18 protein-coding genes are annotated in these 19,924 nt (G+C 72.1%); 11 read left to right on the plus strand and 7 right to left on the minus strand.

What is annotated here, in order from left to right; translation table 11 throughout:
- The first annotated feature begins 26 nt into the window (after positions 1 to 26).
- Positions 27 to 737: a hypothetical protein gene (locus AB0D66_RS01975; protein WP_362295175.1), complete on the plus strand. Its 711-nt coding sequence runs from the start codon at positions 27 to 29 to the stop codon at positions 735 to 737.
- Entirely contained in the window at positions 725 to 1,999 is a 1,275-nt protein-coding gene (locus AB0D66_RS01980; RefSeq protein WP_362295178.1) for a HAMP domain-containing sensor histidine kinase, read from the plus strand. The genes AB0D66_RS01975 and AB0D66_RS01980 overlap by 13 nt, the downstream gene beginning before the upstream one ends.
- Before the next feature lie 25 nt (positions 2,000 to 2,024).
- On the opposite strand, the gene AB0D66_RS01985 is transcribed toward AB0D66_RS01980, so the two are convergent.
- A complete protein-coding gene (locus AB0D66_RS01985; RefSeq protein WP_362295181.1) occupies positions 2,025 to 4,112 on the minus strand; it encodes a PhoX family phosphatase in 2,088 nt (695 codons plus the stop codon).
- Between the two features lie 294 nt (positions 4,113 to 4,406).
- On the opposite strand from AB0D66_RS01985, the gene AB0D66_RS01990 reads away from it, so the two are divergent.
- A complete protein-coding gene (locus AB0D66_RS01990; RefSeq protein ID WP_362295184.1) occupies positions 4,407 to 5,930 on the plus strand; it encodes a VWA domain-containing protein in 1,524 nt (507 codons plus the stop codon).
- Between the two features lie 62 nt (positions 5,931 to 5,992).
- On the opposite strand, the gene aspS is transcribed toward AB0D66_RS01990, so the two are convergent.
- Complete coding sequence (gene aspS / locus AB0D66_RS01995; protein WP_362295187.1) at positions 5,993 to 7,810, minus strand: aspartate--tRNA ligase; 1,818 nt, start codon at positions 7,808 to 7,810, stop codon at positions 5,993 to 5,995.
- Positions 7,811 to 7,969: 159 nt separating this feature from the next.
- Between aspS and AB0D66_RS02000 the strand changes: the two genes are divergently transcribed.
- Positions 7,970 to 10,117 (plus strand): SpoIIE family protein phosphatase, encoded by a 2,148-nt coding sequence (locus tag AB0D66_RS02000; protein ID WP_362295190.1) that lies wholly within the window; start codon positions 7,970 to 7,972, stop codon positions 10,115 to 10,117.
- Positions 10,118 to 10,131: 14 nt separating this feature from the next.
- Here AB0D66_RS02000 and AB0D66_RS02005 read toward each other — a convergent pair whose 3' ends face one another.
- Complete coding sequence (locus AB0D66_RS02005; RefSeq protein WP_362295193.1) at positions 10,132 to 11,151, minus strand: hypothetical protein; 1,020 nt, start codon at positions 11,149 to 11,151, stop codon at positions 10,132 to 10,134.
- A 171-nt stretch (positions 11,152 to 11,322) separates the two neighbouring features.
- Complete coding sequence (locus AB0D66_RS02010; protein ID WP_362295196.1) at positions 11,323 to 12,306, minus strand: pirin family protein; 984 nt, start codon at positions 12,304 to 12,306, stop codon at positions 11,323 to 11,325.
- Between the two features lie 135 nt (positions 12,307 to 12,441).
- On the opposite strand from AB0D66_RS02010, the gene AB0D66_RS02015 reads away from it, so the two are divergent.
- Entirely contained in the window at positions 12,442 to 12,912 is a 471-nt protein-coding gene (locus AB0D66_RS02015) for a hypothetical protein (RefSeq protein ID WP_362295199.1), read from the plus strand.
- A 34-nt stretch (positions 12,913 to 12,946) separates the two neighbouring features.
- On the opposite strand, the gene AB0D66_RS02020 is transcribed toward AB0D66_RS02015, so the two are convergent.
- The 3 genes from AB0D66_RS02020 to AB0D66_RS02030 are packed head-to-tail and all read right to left on the minus strand — an operon-like array spanning position 12,947 to position 14,486.
- Positions 12,947 to 13,402, minus strand: coding sequence for an SseB family protein (locus AB0D66_RS02020; RefSeq protein WP_362295202.1), 456 nt, complete (start codon positions 13,400 to 13,402; stop codon positions 12,947 to 12,949).
- Between the two features lie 48 nt (positions 13,403 to 13,450).
- On the minus strand, positions 13,451 to 13,654 hold the full coding sequence (locus AB0D66_RS02025; protein WP_362295205.1) for a DUF397 domain-containing protein: 204 nt from the start codon (positions 13,652 to 13,654) through the stop codon (positions 13,451 to 13,453).
- Positions 13,635 to 14,486 (minus strand): helix-turn-helix transcriptional regulator, encoded by an 852-nt coding sequence (locus tag AB0D66_RS02030; protein ID WP_362295208.1) that lies wholly within the window; start codon positions 14,484 to 14,486, stop codon positions 13,635 to 13,637. The genes AB0D66_RS02025 and AB0D66_RS02030 overlap by 20 nt, the downstream gene beginning before the upstream one ends.
- A 117-nt stretch (positions 14,487 to 14,603) precedes the next feature.
- Between AB0D66_RS02030 and AB0D66_RS02035 the strand changes: the two genes are divergently transcribed.
- From AB0D66_RS02035 to AB0D66_RS02060, 6 genes are all read left to right on the plus strand, one after another.
- Positions 14,604 to 14,810 (plus strand): hypothetical protein, encoded by a 207-nt coding sequence (locus tag AB0D66_RS02035; RefSeq protein ID WP_362295211.1) that lies wholly within the window; start codon positions 14,604 to 14,606, stop codon positions 14,808 to 14,810.
- Positions 14,807 to 15,223: an ATP-binding protein gene (locus AB0D66_RS02040; RefSeq protein WP_362295214.1), complete on the plus strand. Its 417-nt coding sequence runs from the start codon at positions 14,807 to 14,809 to the stop codon at positions 15,221 to 15,223. Before AB0D66_RS02035 ends, AB0D66_RS02040 begins: the two co-directional genes overlap by 4 nt.
- A 67-nt stretch (positions 15,224 to 15,290) precedes the next feature.
- Positions 15,291 to 17,117 (plus strand): acyl-CoA dehydrogenase, encoded by a 1,827-nt coding sequence (locus AB0D66_RS02045; RefSeq protein ID WP_362295843.1) that lies wholly within the window; start codon positions 15,291 to 15,293, stop codon positions 17,115 to 17,117.
- Between the two features lie 101 nt (positions 17,118 to 17,218).
- Positions 17,219 to 17,950, plus strand: a complete 732-nt coding sequence (locus AB0D66_RS02050; RefSeq protein WP_362295217.1) for a hypothetical protein — start codon at positions 17,219 to 17,221, stop codon at positions 17,948 to 17,950.
- 102 nt (positions 17,951 to 18,052) lie between these two features.
- Entirely contained in the window at positions 18,053 to 19,348 is a 1,296-nt protein-coding gene (locus AB0D66_RS02055; protein WP_362295220.1) for a M18 family aminopeptidase, read from the plus strand.
- 136 nt (positions 19,349 to 19,484) lie between these two features.
- The gene (locus tag AB0D66_RS02060) at positions 19,485 to 19,826 is read left to right on the plus strand and encodes a hypothetical protein (RefSeq protein WP_362295222.1); all 342 of its coding nucleotides are present in this window, start codon (positions 19,485 to 19,487) and stop codon (positions 19,824 to 19,826) included.
- Positions 19,827 to 19,924: the final 98 nt, after the last annotated feature.

Here is a 19,924-nt window from a genome sequence, read left to right on the forward strand (position 1 = left end):
GGGCCACGGCGGGGGAGCATCGGTACATGCACCGCGCCCCGGCCGTGATGGTCCTCGCCGCCGCCCTGGCGGCCCTGGCCGGATGCGCCGACGTGGAGGGGCTGCGCAACCAGGGCGACCTCGGCACGGTGCACGCCCCCCGGAGCCTGTGGAAGGACATCCGCCCCGCACCGCCCGACCCCGGCCAGAAGCCGGGCACGGCCGCCGCCGTGCCCGGACTCCCCAAACCGCCCGGGCCGGGCATGCGCGGCGTGGACGCGCTGGACGTCGTACGCGCCGACATCGCCTCCGCCACCCGGCAGGACGGCGGGACGGGCAGGCTCGTCGACCCCCGGGCGGTGCAGCGGCTCGCGCTGTGCACCCAGGAGCCGGGCGGGGGCCCCGACTGCCCGGTGCGCCCCGGCGTGCTGCACGACCTGACGGGCAACGGCCGGGAGGAGCTGATCACCGCCCTGGACATCGACGGCCGGCTCAGCGAACTGCGCGTCTACACCCTCCGGGACGACGGCTCCGTCGCCCGGATCCTGGCCCGGCGCGCGGTACTGGAGGGCGTGGAGGTCGCCGCCGAGCACCTGGCGGTGCGCGAGCCCACCTCGAACCCGAAGTACGTGGCGGTCTCCGACTACGAGTGGGACCCCGAGGCCGGGGTCATGAGCCTCTCCCAGCTCACGCTCGACGAGTGCCCGGCCCTCACGGACGTCCCCCTCGGCGAGGACGGGGCGCGATGCGCGCGCTGAGCAGCCTGCGCTGGAAGATCGCCCTGACGACCACGGCCGTGTGCTGCATGGTCGCCGCGGCGCTCGGGATCCTGGTGCACAACGTCGTCGCCCGGCAGATCGTCGGGGAGGTCCGCGCGAAGGCGGAGGCGGACCTCGACCATGCCCTCGGCCACTACGAGTACGGCACCTCGCACGGCGACGTGGACGTCGCCCTGGACCCGCCCGACCTGCCGGGACCACTGCGCGAACTGGTCGCACGGGGGGACACCGGCAGCATGGTCGGCCACCGCGGCGAGCAGCCCGTCATGTGGGCGGCCGGCCCCGCCGACGAGCAGGCCCTCGCGATCTGGATCCCGTTCGGCAACACCCGCGACCGGCTGCGGGACATCGACACGGCGATCCTCGCCTCCGCGGGCCTGGCGGCCGGCGTGGTCGCGCTGGCCGGCCTCTTCCTGGCCGACCGGATCAGCCGCCGGCTCGCGACCACGGCCGCCGTGGCCCGCCGGATCAGCTCCGGGGACCTGGACGCGCGGGTGAACTTCCCGGCCGACGGCGGGGGCGGCGACGGGGGCGACCGGCGCCCGGCCCGCTCCCGGGACGAGGTACGGGACGTGGCGCAGGCCCTGGACTCGATGGCCGAATCGCTCCAGGCCCGGCTGGACGCGGAGAAGCGGTTCACGGCGGACGTCGCGCACGAGCTGCGCACCCCGCTCACGGGCTCGCTGGCCGCGGCGGCCCTGCTGCCGGAGGGCCGCCCCAAGGAGATGATCAACGACCGGCTCAAGGCCCTGCACCGCCTCACCGAGGACCTGCTGGAGATCTCCCGGCTGGACTCGGGCGTCGAACGGGCCGAACCGGCCCAGGTGGAGCTGGGCCGGGCGGTACGGCGGGCGGTCTCCGGGAGCGGGCACGAGGCGGTGGTACGGGTCCTGCGGGACACGGTGGTGCTCACCGACCGGCGCCGCCTGGACCGGATCCTGGCCAACCTGCTGGTCAACTCGCACAAGCACGGCCGTCCACCGGTCGAGGTGACGGTGGAGGGCCCGGTGGTGGTGGTGCGCGACCACGGCCCCGGCTACCCGGCCGAGCTGATCGAGCAGGGCCCCCAGCGGTTCCGCACCGGGGACCCGGGGCGCGGTCGGGGCCACGGGCTGGGGCTCACGATCGTCGTCGGCCAGGCCGCCGTCCTGGAGATCGGGCTGACCTTCGCCAACGCCCCCGACGGAGGCGCGGTGACCACCCTCAGGCTGCCCGTCGGACGGCTGCCGGAGGCGGGCTGAGGGTGGTCACCGGCCACCGGCCGGCTCAGACGCCGATGTTCTTGCCGTCCTTGCGCCAGACCGACACGACGGCCGGACGGACGATCTTGCCGGGGCCGTCGGGCCACACGGACTGCGGCTTCTCGACGGACGCGCCGTCCAGCTCGCCCGGGTGCTGCACGGCCACCAGGACGCGCTTGTCCTGGATGATCGGGCCGCAGGTCTCGGCGCCGCGCGGGACCGTCAGGAACTGCTTCAGCTCACCGCGGCGCTCACCGGCCGTCGCGACGCCGAACAGGCCGTCGTGGGAGCCGAGCTGGTTGCCGTCGGTGGAGATCCACAGGTTGCCGTGCGGGTCGAAGGCCACGTTGTCCGGGCAGGAGATCGGGCTGACCTTCTCCTTCGGGAAGCCCGCGAAGTAGGTGGCCGGGTCGTTCGGGTCGCCGGCGACCAGGAACAGCCGCCAGGCGAAGCCGTCGCCGGCCGGGTCGTCGAAGTTCTCGGCGAGCTCCAGGATCTGGCCGTGCTTGTTCAGGTTGCGCGGGTTGGCCTCGGTGGCGCCTTCCTTGCCGGCCTTGCCCCGGTCGGTGTTGTTGGTCAGCGCGACGTAGACGCGGCCGGTGCGCGGGGAGGGCTCGACGTCCTCGGGGCGGTCCATCTTCGTGGCGCCCACCTTGTCGGCGGCCTGGCGCGTGAAGACGTACACCTCCTCGGCGGTCATGCCCTCGACGTGCGAGACGTTGCCGGTGGCGAGCTTGATCCAGACGCCGGAACCGTCGAACTCGCCGTCCGAGGGCAGTTTGCCGGAGCCGTCGAGCTCGGCGGGCGGGGTGTCACCGGTCAGCTTGGCGACGTAGAGGGTTCCCTCGTCGAGCAGCGTGAGGTTGTGCTCCTTCGCCGCCCGCGAGTTGCCCTTCTTCATCTGCTTCGAGGAGACGAACTTGTAGAAGTAGTCGAAGCGCTCGTCGTCGCCCATGTAGACGACCGGGCGGCCGTCCTCGGTCAGGCGGGGCTGCGCGGCCTCGTGCTTGAAGCGGCCCAGAGCGGTGCGCTTGCGCGGGACGGAGTTCGGGTCGTACGGGTCCAGTTCGACGACCCAGCCGAAGCGGTGCGACTCGTTGGGCTCCTGGGCCACGTCGAAGCGCTTGTCGAACCGCTCCCACTTGCGCTCGGTGGCACCGGTGGTCATGCCGTAGCGCTTCAGGCGGGCGGCCTGGACGGGGTCGGTGACCTGGCCGGCGTTGGCGAAGTACTGGTTGAAGTTCTCCTCGCCGTGGAGGGTGGTGCCCCACGGGGTGGTGCCGCCGGCGCAGTTGTTGAGGGTGCCGAACACCTTGGTGCCGGTGGGGTCGACCGAGGTCCTCAGCAGGGCGCCGCCCGCGGCCGGGCCGGTCATCCGGAACTCGCTGGTGGTGGTCAGCCGGCGGTTGAGCTGGTGGCGGGAGACCGCGGTCAGCTTGCCGCTGCGGTGGTCCTCCTGGACGACGACCACGGACAGGCCGTGCGCGGCCCAGGCGATCTCGACCTGCTCGCGGGTCGGGTTGGCCGGGTCGTACGCCTTGAACATCAGGTGCTCGTCGGTGTACTCGTGGTTGGCCACGAGGAGCTGCTGGCGCTCGTACGCGTCACCGAGCGGGAGCAGGCTGAGGAAGTCGTTGTTGTAGCCGAACTGTCCGGCCTGCGCGGCGGCGGTCTGCTTGTCGGCGTTGAAGCCCGGGGCACCCTTGATGATCGGGTCGCCCCAGCGGATGACCACGTTCTGCTCGTGGCCCTCGGGGATGGTGACCTGGTCGGCGGTGTTCGGGGCGACGGCCTTGAAGCGCAGGCCGCGCGCGGCCTCGCCGCTCCTGCCCGCGCCGGCGGCCTCGGCCTCGCCGGCCGGGACGGCGTTGGCGGACTGGCCGGGGCCGCTGAGGGTGATGGCGGTACCGGCGGCGGTGGCGACCGTCACGACGGCGGCGGTGCGCAGCATCGAGCGGCGGGAGTACGCGCGGGCTATGACGTCTCCGGCGTACTCGTTGTCGCTGGTGTTGGGCACCTCGTGGAAGCATGCGTCGCCGCAGCGGTAGCGGCAGGTGAGGGCGGAACGGCCGCCCCCATGCGGGTTGCCGATGAGCGGCAGGAGCTTGCGCACGAGTGTCCTCCGAGTAGCTGCGTGGGCGCCGACAACGTGTCGGAACGATCCAGCGGTGAGGCTAGGCCCGGGTGGCGCCGCAGCGGCGGCGGGCGGATGAACGATCGGTGAACCCGGTACGTCGGGGCGGGAGTTCGGACGGGCCGTGGGCGTGACGGGGGGCCGGACGCCACGAAAGGCGCCCCTCCCGAAGATCCAGCCGGGCGGCCGATAACCTTACGTGTCCACTCTGGGCAGGGATCAACCGCGCAGCACGGACAAATGACGCACGCACACATGCGAAAGGCCTGGCCCATGGGTATTCGGAGCTTGTTGCGCAAGGTGTTCGGACGGTCTGCGGAACCGGTACCGGAAACGTCGGGCACGCCCTCGGCGGCCCTCCCGAGCCAGGCGGAACGCACTCCCCTGGACGCGGCGGCCGAACTGGTGGCCGCCTCTTTCGACAACCCCACCGTTCCGCCGCAGTCCGCACCGCGGGACCGCGAGCCGGGCACGGTCCTGACGGCCCCGGCCCCGGACCCCTCCCCGGTCGCGGACCCCACGGTGCCGGAGGCCCGCCGCCCGCTGCCTCCGGCGGGCGCGCAGTCGGGGCCGGCGAAGCCGGAGCCCGAGTCGGCGGCGGAGCCGGAGCCGGCGGCCGCCGAGGCGGAGCCCGTCGCGGAATCCGCGCCTGCGGCCGCCGAAGCGGAAGCCGCGCCGGTGGCCGCCGGGGCGGAGCCCGTCGCGGAAGCCGCGCCTGCGGCCGCCGGGGCGGAGGCCGAGGCCGCCGCGCCCGTCGCGGAGCCCGAAGCCGAACCCGCGGCCGCCGAGGCCGAGATCACGGCCGAGCCCGTCGCGGAGCCGGCGGAGCCCGTGGCCGCCGAGGCCGCCGCGGAGCCGGTCGCAGAGGCCGAGCCGGTGGCCGCCGAGGCGAAGCCCGAGCCCGTCGCCGCCGAGGCGGAGGCCGTACCGGAGCCCGTCGCGGAGGCCGAGCCCGTCGCCGCCGAGCCCGTCGCCGCCGAGGCGGAGGCCGAGCCCGCGCCGGAGGCCGAGCCGGTGGCCGCCGAGGCCGAGGCCGACGCCCCCGCGGCCGAGCCCGAGGCCGAACCCGCGGCCGCCGAGGCCGAGATCGCGGCCGCGCCGGAGCCGGAGCCCGCGGCCGCCGAGGCCGAGGCGGACGGGCCCGCGCACGCCGCGGCCTCGGTACGCCGGCGGGCGCCCGGAGTGGCCGGGGCCTACAAGGCCGCCGGTCAGGTGCTCCGCAGCAGGGGCAGGGCCGGGGCGCGCGCCAAGGTGTACCTGGTGCTGGACCGGTCCGGATCCATGCGCGGGTTCTACAAGGACGGCAGCGCCCAGTACCTCGCCGACCACGCCCTGGCCCTCGCCGCGCACCTGGACGAGGAGGCCACCGTGCACACGGTGTTCTTCTCGACCGAGCTGGACGGCACCGCCGACCTGGCTCTGGACGGCCACGACGAGGCCTGGGTCGAGGCCCGCCACGCCGAGCTCGGCCGGATGGGCCGTACCAGCTACCACGTCGCCGTGGAGGCCGTCGTCGAGCGCTACCGCAAGGACGGCGGCGAGGGCCCGGCCCTGGTCGTCTTCCAGACCGACGGCGCCCCGGACAACCGGCAGCCCGCCAAGGCCGCCCTGGCCGAGGCGGCCACCGCCGCCCCCGGCCTCCACTGGCAGTTCGTCGCGTTCGGCGACCACGACAACAAGGCCTTCGACTTCCTGCGCAAGCTGGACGCCGAGAACGCCGGCTTCTTCCACGCCGGCCCGGCCCCGCGCGAACTGACCTCCGCCGCCCTCCTCAAGGGCATCCTGGAGCGTTTCTAGCCGGAACACGCCGAAGGGCCCGGGATCAACCGATCCCGGGCCCTTCGTCACATCTGGTCCAACTACCGCGCGGCGTCCGGGTGGACGGCCTCGGCGACCGGCTTGGCGTCGGCCGGCTTCGTCTCCACCGGCTTGCGCAGCGCGATGTTCAGCTCGCGCAGGCGGGCCTCCTCCAGCACCGTCGGCGCACCCATCATCAGGTCCTGCGCGTTGCCGTTCAGCGGGAAGGCGATGGTCTCGCGGATGTTCGGCTCGTCGGCCAGCAGCATCACGATGCGGTCCACGCCCGGGGCGATGCCGCCGTGCGGCGGGGCGCCGAGCCGGAAGGCGCGCAGCATGCCGGCGAACTCGCGCTCGACGGTCTCCGCCTCGTAGCCCGCGATCTCGAAGGCCTTCAGCATGACCTCGGGCTCGTGGTTGCGGATGGCGCCGGAGGACAGCTCGATGCCGTTGCAGACGATGTCGTACTGCCACGCCAGGATGTCCAGCGGGTCCTTCTCCTCCAGGTCCTTCATCCCGCCCTGCGGCATGGAGAAGGGGTTGTGGGAGAAGTCGATCTTGCCGGTCTCCTCGTCCTTCTCGTACATCGGGAAGTCGACGATCCAGCAGAACCGGAAGACGTTCTCCTCGAACTGCCCGGCCCGCTTGGCGGCCTCGACGCGGACGCCGGACATGATCTTGGAGACCTCGTCGAACTCGCCCGCGCCGAAGAACACGGCGTGGCCGGCGGCCAGACCCAGGCGCTCGGTGAGGACCTTGACGTTCTCCTCGGTGAGGAACTTGGCGATCGGGCCGGTCAGGGCGCCGTCCTCGCCGACGCGGACCCAGGCCAGGCCCTTGGCGCCCAGCGAGATCGCGTATTCGCCGAGCCCGTCGAAGAACTTGCGCGGCTGCGCGGCGGTGTCCGGGACGGCCAGGGCGCGCACGTGCTTGCCGGCGAAGGCCTTGAACTCCGAGCCCTCGAACACGTCGGTGATGTCGACGAGTTCCAGCTTGGCGCGCAGGTCGGGCTTGTCGTTGCCGTACTTCAGCATCGACTCGCGGAACGGGATCCGCGGGAAGGGCGAGGTGACCTCGCGGCCGCCGCCGAACTCGGTGAAGAGCTCGGTCATCAGGCGCTCGATCGGCTGGAAGACGTCCTCCTGCTCGACGAAGGACATCTCGACGTCGAGCTGGTAGAACTCGCCCGGCGAACGGTCGGCGCGGGCGTCCTCGTCGCGGAAGCAGGGCGCGATCTGGAAGTACCGGTCGAAGCCGGAGATCATCAGCAGCTGCTTGAACTGCTGCGGCGCCTGCGGCAGGGCGTAGAACTTGCCCGGGTTCAGCCGGGAGGGGACGACGAAGTCACGGGCGCCCTCGGGGGAGGTCGCGGTGAGGATCGGGGTCGCCATCTCGTTGAAGCCGAGGGCCACCATCTTGTGCCGGATCGCGGCGATGACCGCCGAGCGCAGCATGATGTTGCGGTGCATGCGCTCGCGGCGCAGGTCGAGGAAGCGGTACTCCAGGCGCCGCTCCTCGTTCACACCGTCGTCGGTGTTGATGGTGAAGGGCAGCGGGGCGGCCGCGCCGAGCACCTCGACCTCGACGGCCTCGATCTCGATCTCGCCGGTCGGCAGCTCGGGGTTGATGTTCTCGGCACCGCGCGAGACGACCTTGCCGTCGACCCGGACGACGGTCTCCTTGGAGAGCTTGTCGAGGACCGCGGCGGCGGCGGTGCCGGGACGGGCCACGAGCTGCGTGATGCCGTAGTGGTCACGCAGATCGATGAAGAGGATGCCGCCCAGGTCTCGACGGTTGTGCAGCCAGCCGCTCAGCCGGACGTCGGCGTTGACGTCAGAGGCGCGGAGCTCGCCGCAGGTGTGGGACCTGTACCGATGCATCAGTCATCCAGTTCTTCGCGATACCAGGGTGGATTCAACCCTCACAAGGTTACCGTCCGGGCGGGGGGCCGGTCGGGCACGCCCGGCGGGCCCGCGCGAGCGCGCCCGGCGCACGGGGCGAACAGGCACGTGGGACGGATGACCTGTAAAGATGACCGAGTGCGCACCGAGGACGTCCTGGCCGCCATCGCGACGGGTCTGTGGCGATGGGACAACGCCTCCGGGACGGTCACGCTCGACGGCGAGGCCGCCCGGCTCCTCGGGCTGCCCGCCGACCCGGTGGTGCTGCCGGAGGTCGCCGTCCGCTCGCGGTTCCACCCCGTGGACTGGAACGAGATCAACGGCATCGTCACGCTGGCCGTCGCCGAGGGCACGCTCGCCGAGGCCCGGCTGCGGATCATGGACGAGGACGGGCGGGTCCTGCGGACCGTGCGCAGCCGCTCCAAACCGGTGGAGAACCGCACCGCCGACGGCCGCGTCGACTACGAGCTGATCGGCACCATCCAGGAGATCGCCGAGCCGCAGCCCGGCACCACCGCCGCGCACACCCCGATCACCGGCGACTGGCGGCGCTCCCGCGAGGCCTTCCTGCTGGACGCCGGCCGGGCGCTGGCCGAGGCCCGCTCCACCGAGGAGGTGCTGCGGGTCGCGGCCTCCCTGTCCATGCCCGGCTTCAGCCCCGACGGACTGGCCGTCTTCGGCGTGGCCGGCGACCGGCTGTCGATCATCGGGCACCACGGGCACGACGTCGGGGACGAGGCCCCCTTCGCGGACATGCGGCTGGACACGGACTACCCGGCCACCGAGGTCGTCCGCACCGGCCGGGCGATCTACCTCCCCAGCCCGGAGGAGTACAAACGGCGCTTCCCGGCCACCTGGCCGCTCGTCCAGCGCTTCGGACGGGCGTCCTGGGCCTTCCTGCCGCTGATCGTCGCCGGACGCACCATGGGGGCGTGGATGGCCGCCTTCAAGCACCCGGTGTCCTTCTCCCCCGACGAGCGGTCCGTCCTGACCACCGTGGCCCGGATGCTCGCGCAGGCCCTCCAGCGCGCCGGGGTGGCCGAATCCGAGCGGGAGCTCACCACCGGCCTCCAGCGGTCGATGATGCCCCAGCTCGGCCCCGAGATCCCCGGCATGCGGCTCGCCGCCCGGTACGTCCCGACCGGCGGCGGGCTCCAGGTCGGCGGCGACTGGTACGACATGATCCCGCTGCCCTCGGGGCGCTTCGCGCTGGTCATCGGCGACGTCCAGGGCCACGACGTGCGCGCCGCCGGGCTGATGGGGCAGCTGCGGATCGCGGTGCGGGCCTACGCCTCGGAGGGCCACCGGCCCGACGCGGTGCTCTCCCGCGCCTCCCGCTTCCTCGCCGGGCTGGGCTCCTCGCAGGACTCCGACGGGGACGAGGACCCGGACTTCCAGAGCCCCCGGTTCGCGACCTGCCTGTACGTGGAGTGCGATCCGCGGACCGGCCTGCTGGAGGTGGCCCGTGCCGGCCACCCCGACCCCGCGATCCGGATGCCCGACGGCACCGTCCTGATGCGCCCCACCGCGGGCGGGCTCCCCCTGGGCATCGTCCCCGACACCGACTACCCCACCACCCGGTTCACCCTGGAACCCGGCGAGACGATGATGCTGTGCACCGACGGCCTCATCGAGACCGGCGGGCACGACCTCGACACCGGCTGGGCGCGGCTGCGCGCGATCCTGGAGTCCGAGACGCACGGCGCGGAGTCCCTGGAGAAGCTCGCCGACCTGCTCGTCCAGGCCGTGCACGGACCGTCCTCGCACCACACCACCGGCCCGCTGGCCGACCGCCGCGAGGACGACATAGCCGTCGTACTGCTGTGCCGCGAGGGCGACGGCGCCGGCTGCGGCCCCGCGCCGCGGCACCCGGTCCGCCCGGCGCGCCGCACGATGCTGACCGTGGCCCAGGCCGAACCGGAACGGATCGCGGGCGCCCGGCAGCAGATCCGGGAGCTGCTGCACGACTGGGCCGACACCGATCAGGCGGACTCGGCGGTGCTGATGGTCTCCGAGATGGTGACGAACGTGCTCCTGCACACCGACGGCGACGCGCTGCTGGTCGCCGAGGCCCTGGGCGAGCTGGGCGAGCGGAGGCTGCGCGTCGAGGTCGCGGACGCCAGCGACGAGCTCCCGCACAAGCGGCACCCGGGCGAGATGGCCTCCAGCGGCCGCGGGGTGCTGCTGATGGAGATGCTGGCCGACTCCTGGGGCGTGGACCCGCGCGGCGAGGGCAAGTCCATCTGGTTCGAGCTCTACGAGCGCTCCAAGCGGCCCGACTCCTGACGGGGCTTCGCCGCCTAGTCGCGTGCGTAGGAACCGAGGCCGACCAGGCAGTACACGTACTGGTTGATGACGGCGCCGTTGAGGGTGTAGCGGTGGGAGAAGGCGTACTGCGTCTTCGGGTAGTCCTCGCAGCGGTCCATGTCGGAGGTCATCGGGATGCTCCCGATCACCCGGTAGTGCGCGTCGGCGGCCGAGCAGGGCACCTCCTCCACGTCGTCGACGCGCTGCGCCGTCGTCGAGTCCGGCAGGGTGCCGTTGAGGCAGGTGCCCCGGTCGTACGGGGTGGGTGCGGCCTCCTGCGTCGGCTCGGGGGCCTGGGCCGGGGCGCTGTAGGTCGGCGAGGCCGGGGCCGGACTGTAGGACGGGCTGTAGGACGGGCTGTACGAGGACGAGGGCTCGGGGCCCGCCGAGTAGCTCGGTGTCGCGGAGCCGGAGGCCTTGCCGTCGGCGCTGTCCCCGGAGCCGGTCGCGGCGACGGCGACGAGCACGGCCGCGATGAGGCCGCCCACCACCAGGCACCCCAGGGCCGCGGGCCTGCCGCCGCCGGTCCGGCGCGGCGGGACGGGCGCGGCGGCGAACGGGTTGCCGCCGCCGGGCCCGGACGGCTGCGTGGCGAAGGGGTTGCCGCCGCCGGGCCGGGCCGACTGCGCCGCGAAGGGGTTGCCGCCGCTCTGGCCGGCGGGCTGCGTCGCGGAGGGGTTGCCGGCGCCCGCCGGTACCTGCTGCGTCGGCGCCGCGAAGGGGTTGCCGCCGCCGGGCCGGGCCGGCTGGGGCGGCGTCGGAACGGGGACGGTCTGCGCCGACGCGGGCGCGGCGGGCGCCGGCCGGGCGGGCGCCGGCTGCCCGGGCCCCGCCACGCGGACCCGCACGGGCACCTCGCCGCCGCCGGCCCGCACGCGGACGAGCTCGCCGTCCCGGGTGCCGGACGGGATGCGCAGCCGGGCCGGCCCGGTCGGGAGCGTGACCGTGAGGATCACCCCGTGGGCCGCCTGCTGCGGAGTGATCGTTACGTCGACTTCCTGCGACGACACCATCTGCTCCTCAGGGCCGGGGCGTGCCGGGACGGATCTCCTTCGGATTGTGGCCCGGCCAGGTCGGCGGACGCAGCCGTTCCGTCAAGACGGCGGAGCCTGGCGGGGGTTGGACGGCAGCGGGGGCCGCCGAGGGCGACGGCCCCGTCCTGCGGGCGGTCCTGCGCGCAGGGCCTAGGAGTGCTGCTCCGCTGACTTCGTCCGCTCCCGGGCGGTGGTCGGGACGGTGCCCAGCCGGCCGGCCTGGAAGTCGTCGAAGGCCTGCTGGAGCTCGTGCCGGCTGTTCATCACGAACGGGCCGTAGTGCGCCATCGGCTCCCGGATCGGGCGGCCGCCGAGGAGGACGACCTCGAGGGCCGGGGCGTTGGAGTCCTGGGACTCGTCCGCCCGCACCGTGAGCGAGCCGCCCTCGCCGAAGACGGCCGTCTGCCCGGTGTGGAGCGGGCGGCGGTCCTCGCCGACCGAGCCGCGCCCGGCCAGGACGTACGCCAGGGCGTTGAAGTCCTCGCGCCACGGCAGGGTGATCTGCGCGCCCGGGGTGACGGTCGCGTGGATCATCGTGATCGGGGTGTGGGTGATGCCCGGGCCCTCGTGGCCGCCCAGCTCGCCCGCGATCACGCGGAGCAGCGCGCCGCCGTCCGGGGTGGTCAGCAGCTGGACCTGGCCGCCGCCGATGTCCTGGTAGCGCGGGGGCATCATCTTGTCGGACGCCGGGAGGTTCACCCACAGCTGGAGGCCGTGGAACAGCCCGCCGGACACGACGAGCGACTCCGGCGGGGCCTCGATGTGCAGCAGGCCCGACCCGGCGGTCATCCACTGCGTGTCGCCGCCGTTGATGACTCCGCCGCCGCCGTTGCTGTCCTGGTGGACGAAGGTTCCGTCGATCAGGTAGGTCACGGTCTCGAAGCCGCGGTGCGGGTGCCACGGGGTGCCCTTGGGCTCGCCCGGGGCGTACTCCACCTCGCCCATCTGGTCCATCATGATGAACGGGTCGAGGTACTGGTAGTTGATCCCCGCGAACGCGCGGCGCACCGGGAATCCCTCGCCCTCGAACCCACCGGGAGCGGTGGTGACGGCCAGCACCTTGCGCGGGACGACCGCGGTCGGCTCGGCCACGCGCGGGAGCGTCAACGGGTTCTCAACAGTCACTGCGGGCATGGTCAGGACCTCCTTCTGGCGTCGAGTTTAGTTGAAACTCGAACTTTCTGCCACACCTGCGCTCAACGGAGGGGGCCCCGCGGGAATTCCCGCGCGGGAGCCAACCCCGGCGCGCGATCCCGCGTCCTACCGGTCGTGATCGGGTTATTCACCGCCGACGACCCGGCGGACAGCGCAGGCCAAGGAGACAACCGCAGGTCGGGCCCCCTGTGGCGGCACGCCCTCATCGCCCTGGGCGTGGCCGCGTGCGCGCTCGCCCTCGGCTGGGCCGCCTCGGCCTGGCGCCTGGGGCCCCCCGAGTACGGCATCCCCGCCGCCGCCCCGGGCTCCCCCTGGGCCCTGCTCGCCGTGTGCGGGGCCGTCGGGCTGGCCGTGGCCGGGCTGCTGCGCGGGGCCGCGGCGCGGATCCCCGTCTACGCACCGGGCCGGGTGGCCTTCGTCCTGGTCTTCCTGGGGACCCGGCTCGCCCTCGGCTTCCGCCCGGAGCCGGGACCGCTGGCCGCGGGGGCCGCCGCGTCGGTGCTGGCCGCCGCTGCGTGGGCCGGGTACGCCGCATGGACCCACGGCCGCGCCGGGCGGCCGGACGGCGGTCCGGGACGCGCCTGAGCGGGGGCGGGCGGGGTATGGAGGGGCGCGCCCCTCAGCCGTACATCCGGCGCATGGCGAAGTCGACCATCTGCTCGACCGCCTTCGCGTCGAAGACCATCCGGTGGTCGCCCTCCATGTCGAGGACGAAGCCGTAGCCGGTCGGCAGCAGGTCGATCACCTCGGCGCCGGTGATCACGAAGTACTTGGACTCCTTGCCGGCGTACCGGCGCAGCTCCTTGAGCGTGGTGAACATCGGGATGACCGGCTGCTGCGTGTTGTGCAGGGCCAGGAAACCCGGGGTGTCGCCGCGCGGGCAGTAGACCTTCGAGGTGGCGAAGATCTGCTGGAAGTCCTCGGCGGACAGCGACCCGGTGGTGAAGGCCCGTACCGCGTCCGCGAGGGAGGGCGGGGACGGCTCGGGGTACAGCGGTGCCTGCCCGTAGCCCTGCGCGGGCTGCTGCGGGGCGTACTGCTGCTGGGCGCCCGGGTTCTGGTCGTAGCCGTACATGGGGCGAAGCCTATCGAGGCCGGGGGGCCGGGGGCCGCCCAGTTCCGGTCACTGGGATTTCAGCCCCGCGACGAACCCGCCCCAGGCCGCCGCGGAGAGCACGACTACGGGGCCGCCCCTCCGCTTGGAGTCCCGTACGGGGACGATGCCGGGCAGGTCGTCGGCGACCTCGACGCAGTCGCCGCCGTCGCCGTTGGTGTAGCTGCTCGTCCGCCAGACGGCCTTGGGGAAATCAGTCCCGCTGCTTGCCATTTCGGAGGTCCTCGGCTGTCGATTCGATCATGGCAAGGGACGCCTCGGACGACAGTGCGGCGGCCCTGAGCCGATCGTATGCCTTCCTGTACCGCTTGACGGTGGCCGGATCGTCAATGAGTTGCCCGTGATACGGGCCCTCGGTGTACATGACCGGCGGCTCGTCGTCGAACTCCATGAGTTTCATCGAGTGGGCCATGAAAGGACCGAGAGGCGCGTTCCACGGGAGGATCTGTGGAACGATCCGGCGACGCCGGGCCAGTGCCGCCACGTGGTCCAGCTGGTCCGCCATCTCCCGCGGCTGCAGGAGCGGACTCCGCAGCAGCGACTCATGCAGGATCACCCAGTACTCCGGCCGTTGCGGGTCGTCGAAGAGCCGTCCCCGCTGAAGTCGGTCCCGCACCTTCGCATCCACCTCCTCCGGCAGGTCCAGCGGGTGCGTGACGTGCGTGATCGCCTGGGTGTACGGAGCCGTGTGAAGCAGCCCGGGAACGAGCGCAGGGCCCCACTCCTCGATGGACCGAGCCCGCTTCTCCATCTCGGCGACGGGCGCGAAATACTCGGCCTGCACGCCCCGCCGGGCGTTCCGAACGTCCTCGCAGCGCCGCTGGAAGAAGCCGTCCGTCGCCAGCACCTGATCCACGTGCCGTGCCAGATCCACGGGCATGCGTCGCTGGGCTCGCTCGATCTCACTCAGGTAGCTGACGCCGTAGAAGCTGCCCTCGACCGTCTGCTGAAGCGTGAGACCCGCAGCCTCCCGCTTCCAGCGCAGCTCCTTGCCGTAGAGGGCCGGCACGCTCGCGGATCCGTCAATGTCCTTACTCGCGGCCACAATCGCTCACTTTCCACGCTTCGCACTGTGGAGTCAGAAACCCTTCCCACGGTACCGGCGGCCCGACAGCCTGTGAGGAGTTCGTCACAGTCAGTCCACACCAGAACGGGCGTGCCCATGAGCGACCACCCCCACGACCGCGAAGCCGCATCGGCCCTCGACGCGCTCCGCGCAGCACTGGCCGCGCACGACATCACCCTGCCCTCCCTCGACCTCCACCTCCTCTCCTACGCCGGGCGGTACGACTCCCCGCCCCTGATCAGCCTCGGCAACTGCAACCCGGCCACCGCCCGGCGCCTGGCCGAAGCGCTGGCCGCGCGGTGAACGGGCTCACGATCCGGCTGCGCGCCACCCCCGAGGCCGTCCCCCTGGCCCGCCACGCCGTGCGCGAGCACCTCGGTGGGGATGCGGGCGACGCCGAGCTGTGCGTCAGCGAGCTGCTGGCCAATGTGATCGCCCACCTGGGCGAGGGCACCCCGGTCACCCTGCACGTCAGCGGGAGCGGAAGGGCAACCCGTACGCGGGTCGAGCTCACCGATCCCGATCCGCGCGCGTGGCCCGTACTGCGGCAGGCCGGGGAGACGGAGGAGTCGGGGCGCGGGCTCGCCCTGCTGGACGCCCTGGCGCTGCGGTGGGGGGTGGTCCAGGGGCCCGCGAGCGGGACGAAGACGGTCTGGTGTGAGCTTGACCCTGGTCACACTCCCGACCGAGGGGTTGCCGTTATTACCGGTGGGTAGCATCATGACATTACCGATTGGTATGTACGAGGAACCTGTCTCCCCGAGCCTTAACGGAGCCGTCGCCATGGGGCACTACAAGTCGAATCTCCGCGACATCGAGTTCAACCTCTTCGAGGTGCTCGGCCGCGACAAGCTGTACGGCACCGGTCCGTTCGAGGAGATGGACACCGAGACCGCCAAGAGCGTCCTCTCCGAGCTCACCCGTCTCGCCGAGAACGAGCTGGCCGCCTCCTTCGAGGACGCCGACCGCAACCCGCCGGTCTTCGACCCGGCCACCAACACCGCGCCGGTCCCGGCCTCCTTCAAGAAGAGCTACGAAGCCTTCATGGACTCGGAGTACTGGCGCCTGGGCCTGCCCGAGGAGATCGGCGGCACCACCTCGCCGCGTTCCCTCATATGGGCGTACGCGGAGCTGCTGCTCGGCGCGAACCCGGCCATCTGGATGTACTCCTCCGGCCCGGCGTTCGCCGGCATCCTCTTCGAGGAGGGCAACGAGGCGCAGAAGAAGGTCGCCCAGCTCGCCGTCGAGAAGCGCTGGGGCTCCACCATGGTCCTGACCGAGCCGGACGCCGGTTCGGACGTGGGCGCCGGCCGCACCAAGGCGGTCGAGCAGGCCGACGGCTCCTGGCACATCGAGGGCGTGAAGCGCTTCATCACCTCCGGTGAGCACGACATGGAGGAGAACATCCTCCACTACGTCCTCGCCCGCCCCGAGGGCCACGGCCCCGGCACCAAGGGCCTGTCGCTCTTCCTCGTCCCGAAGTTCCACTTCGACTGGGAGACCGGCGAGCTGGGCGAGCGCAACGGCGTCTACGCCACGAACGTCGAGCACAAGATGGGCCTCAAGGCCTCCAACACGTGCGAGATGACCTTCGGCGACCAGCACCCCGCCAAGGGCTGGCTGATCGGCGACAAGCACGACGGCATCCGCCAGATGTTCATGATCATCGAGTTCGCCCGGATGATGGTCGGCACGAAGGCCATCGCCACCCTCTCCACCGGCTACCTCAACGCGCTGGAGTACGCCAAGGAGCGCGTGCAGGGCCCGGACCTGGCCAACTTCATGGACAAGACGGCCCCCAAGGTCACCATCACGCACCACCCCGACGTGCGCCGCTCGCTCATGACGCAGAAGGCGTACGCCGAGGGCATGCGCGCCCTGGTGCTGTACACCGCCTCCGTCCAGGACACGATCCAGCTGAAGCAGGCCGCGGGCGAGGACGCCTCCGCCGAGATCGGCCTGAACGACCTGCTGCTGCCGATCGTGAAGGGCTACGGCTCGGAGAAGTCCTACGAGCAGCTCGCCCAGTCGCTGCAGACCTTCGGCGGTTCCGGTTACCTCCAGGAATACCCGATCGAGCAGTACATCCGGGACGCCAAGATCGACACCCTCTACGAGGGCACCACGGCGATCCAGGGCCAGGACTTCTTCTTCCGGAAGATCGTCCGCGACCAGGGCGCCTCCCTGAACGTCCTCTCGGAGACGATCAAGAAGTTCCTGGCCGAGGCCGTCGGCGGCGAGGAGCTGGCCGGCGCCCGCGACGCGCTCGCCAAGGCCGCCGTCGACCTCGAGGCCATCGTCGGCCAGATGATCGTCGACCTCACCGCCACCGGCGAGGACGTCAAGAACATCTACAAGGTCGGCCAGAACACCACCCGCCTGCTGATGGCCTCCGGCGACGTGGTCGTCGGATACCTGCTGCTCAAGGGTGCGGCCGTGGCCGCCGAGAAGCTCGCCACCGCCTCCGCCAAGGACGTGGCCTTCTACACCGGCAAGATCGCCGCCGCGAAGTTCTTCGCCTCGCAGGTCCTGCCGAACGTCTCGGTCGCCCGCTCGCTCGCCGAGAGCGTCGACAACTCCCTGATGGAGCTCGACGAGGCCGCCTTCTAAGCAGCCCCGCGCCGACGGCCGGGTCCCCTTCCACGGGGGCCCGGCCGCTCGCTTACCAGCAGGTTCTTCCGTTGTCGGTCGTTCATGGGACGCTCGTACGTATGAGTCCACAGGAGCAGCACAGCAGGGGGTACTCCGTCCCGACCGGGCGGCCGTACGCCCTCAAGGAGCTGCAGGCGACCCTGGGCAGCCTCGGCGACCACCTCCGCGAGCTGTACGACGGCGCGCACCCCGCCGAGTACGACGGCATCGCCGACGCGCTGTACGTGGCCTTCCAGACCGCCGCCGGGCTGGCCCCCGCCAAGAGCTACACCGGCTGCCCCGAGCACCCCAACGGCGCCCTCGACCCCGAGGCCCCCGACGGCTGGGGCCGCTGCCTCATCTGCAACGACCGGCGCCGGCTCGGACGGCGGCTGCAGGGCGGCCGGCCCGCCGGCCCCGCGCCCGCGGCGGAGCAGCGGCGCCTCGGCTACCCCGTGCCGGAGGGCCCGTACACCCTGGAGACGCTGCGCGCCTTCCTGCGCACCGTCGAGGACCAGCGCTTCCACCTCGCCCTGTCCTCACCCGCGGAGGACTTCGTCCGCATCGCCGACGACCTGCACCGCGCCTTCATCGTCGCCCGCGAGCTGTCCCGGCCGCGCAACGCCTCCGGCTGCTCCGAGCACCCCGGGGCTCCCATCGACCCCGACGCACCACCCGGCGAGGGCTGTATCTTCTGCGCCGGACGCAAGAGACGCGCGCAGCGCTCCGCGCAGACCCCGGAGATGCTCCCGCGCATCCGCCGGGGCGAGCGCAGGCAGCTGCAGCGCCGCTTCGAGCGTCCGCCGGGCTGAGCATCGACGGGCCCGCGGGCCAACCTCCCCGCGGTCCCGGTGTCTGCGGCCATCCGCCACAGTCCGGCCATGGCGTACACGACCGTCGTTAAGGTGAACCACATGAGCTCTCCCGCCCGCTTCGACCGCGGCCACACCGACGATCTGATGACCTTTTTGACGGCCAGTCCGTCGCCGTACCACGCCGTGGCCAACGCGGCCGAGCGGCTGGAGAAGGCAGGCTTCAGGCAGTTGTCGGAAACGGACGCCTGGGACGCGGGCACCGGGGGCAAGTTCGTGCTCCGCGGCGGCGCGCTCATCGCCTGGTTCGTCCCGGAGGGCGCGAACGCCCACACCCCCTTCCGGATCATCGGCGCGCACACCGACTCCCCCAACCTGCGGGTCAAGCCGCAGCCGGACACCGGCTCCCAGGGCTGGCGGCAGATCGCCGTCGAGATCTACGGCGGCACCCTGCTCAACACCTGGCTCGACCGCGACCTCGGCCTCGCCGGGCGGCTGACCCTGCGCGACGGCACCGAGCGCCTGGTGAACGTGGACCGCGCCCTGCTGCGCGTACCCCAACTGGCCGTGCACCTGGACCGGTCGGTGAACACCGACGGCCTCAAGCTCGACAAGCAGCGGCACATGCAGCCGATCTGGGGTCTGGGCGAGGTCCAGGAAGGCGACCTGATCGCCTTCCTGGAGGAGGAAGAGGGCCTGGAGCAGGGCTCGGTGGCCGGCTGGGACCTGATGGTCCACTCGATCGAGCCGCCCGCCTACCTCGGTCGCGACCGAGAGCTGCTGGCCGGCCCGCGCATGGACAACCTGCTGTCGGTGCACGCGGGCGTCGCGGCGCTGGCGGCGGTCTCCACCGCCGGCAGCAAGCTGGAGTACATCCCGGTCCTGGCCGCCTTCGACCACGAGGAGAACGGCTCGCAGTCGGACACCGGCGCGGACGGGCCCCTGCTGGGCAACGTGCTGGAACGTTCAGTCTTCGCCCGCGGCGGCTCGTACGAGGACCGCGCGCGGGCCTTCGCCGGCACCATCTGCCTGTCCTCGGACACCGGCCACGCCGTGCACCCCAACTACGGCGAGCGGCACGACCCGACGCACCACCCGCGGGCCAACGGCGGTCCGATCCTGAAGGTCAACGTGAACCAGCGGTACGCGACGGACGGCAGCGGACGCGCGGTGTTCGCGAGCGCCTGCGAGCGCGCCGGCGTGCCGTGGCAGACCTTCGTCTCCAACAACTCGATGCCCTGCGGCACGACGATCGGCCCCATCACGGCAGCCCGCCACGGCATCCAGACCGTCGACATCGGCGTCGCGATCCTCTCGATGCACAGCGCCCGCGAACTGTGCGGCGCGGACGACCCGTACCTCCTCGCGAACGCCCTGGTCGCCTTCCTGGAGGGCTGACCCCGCCCGTTCCCGCACGAGAACCCCGCTCCGGACCCAGGTCCGGGGCGGGGTTCTCGCGTATCAGCGCAGGTCGCGGACGTGAAGCGCAACACCCCTTGATAGCAGGGTAGTTAACTGAGTAGCGTGCTTACTTATGGACTTCACCGTTATCGCGCACGCCGTCGAGGTAGACCACGGGATAAAGCGGCTGTCGATGCGCTTCATCAAGAAGTACGCGGATCCCGGCCGCGATCGGCTGAGCCGCGAGTTCTGCGACCAGATCACGGCGGAGTTGGAGAAGTCGGGGCTCATCACCCTCCCGGTGCGCCTGCCGACATCGGAGAACGAGTTCGTCTTCGTCATCGAGAAGGAGAGCTCGATCGGACAAGCGGTACGTATCGCCTCATCCATGGCACATCTGAGCAAAATCGGCGCAAGCCCGTTCTCTTCACTCGGCCCTCACAACTACCCCGCCATGGCCGACGACCTCCTCTGACCTGCGGGAACTGGCGGAGCGTCAGCACACGACGCCAATCTGCTTGTAGGACAGCGCACTTGGGTTTAACGTTGAGCGGGCAGGGAAGGGCTCGAAGC

The organism is Streptomyces sp. NPDC048270, assembly GCF_040652335.1.
Lineage (GTDB): Bacteria > Actinomycetota > Actinomycetes > Streptomycetales > Streptomycetaceae > Streptomyces.

Coding starts and splice junctions, on each gene's coding strand:
- AB0D66_RS02020 (WP_362295202.1), bottom strand. CDS start 13,402: ATGTACGGCTACGACCAGAACCCGGGCGCCCAGCAGCAGTACGCCCCG.
- AB0D66_RS02045 (WP_362295843.1), top strand. CDS start 15,291: ATGGGGCACTACAAGTCGAATCTCCGCGACATCGAGTTCAACCTCTTC.
- AB0D66_RS02025 (WP_362295205.1), bottom strand. CDS start 13,654: ATGGCAAGCAGCGGGACTGATTTCCCCAAGGCCGTCTGGCGGACGAGC.
- AB0D66_RS02035 (WP_362295211.1), top strand. CDS start 14,604: ATGAGCGACCACCCCCACGACCGCGAAGCCGCATCGGCCCTCGACGCG.
- aspS (WP_362295187.1), bottom strand. CDS start 7,810: ATGCATCGGTACAGGTCCCACACCTGCGGCGAGCTCCGCGCCTCTGAC.
- AB0D66_RS01975 (WP_362295175.1), top strand. CDS start 27: ATGCACCGCGCCCCGGCCGTGATGGTCCTCGCCGCCGCCCTGGCGGCC.
- AB0D66_RS02050 (WP_362295217.1), top strand. CDS start 17,219: ATGAGTCCACAGGAGCAGCACAGCAGGGGGTACTCCGTCCCGACCGGG.
- AB0D66_RS01990 (WP_362295184.1), top strand. CDS start 4,407: ATGGGTATTCGGAGCTTGTTGCGCAAGGTGTTCGGACGGTCTGCGGAA.
- AB0D66_RS02005 (WP_362295193.1), bottom strand. CDS start 11,151: ATGGTGTCGTCGCAGGAAGTCGACGTAACGATCACTCCGCAGCAGGCG.
- AB0D66_RS02010 (WP_362295196.1), bottom strand. CDS start 12,306: ATGCCCGCAGTGACTGTTGAGAACCCGTTGACGCTCCCGCGCGTGGCC.
- AB0D66_RS02055 (WP_362295220.1), top strand. CDS start 18,053: ATGAGCTCTCCCGCCCGCTTCGACCGCGGCCACACCGACGATCTGATG.
- AB0D66_RS02060 (WP_362295222.1), top strand. CDS start 19,485: ATGGACTTCACCGTTATCGCGCACGCCGTCGAGGTAGACCACGGGATA.
- AB0D66_RS01980 (WP_362295178.1), top strand. CDS start 725: ATGCGCGCGCTGAGCAGCCTGCGCTGGAAGATCGCCCTGACGACCACG.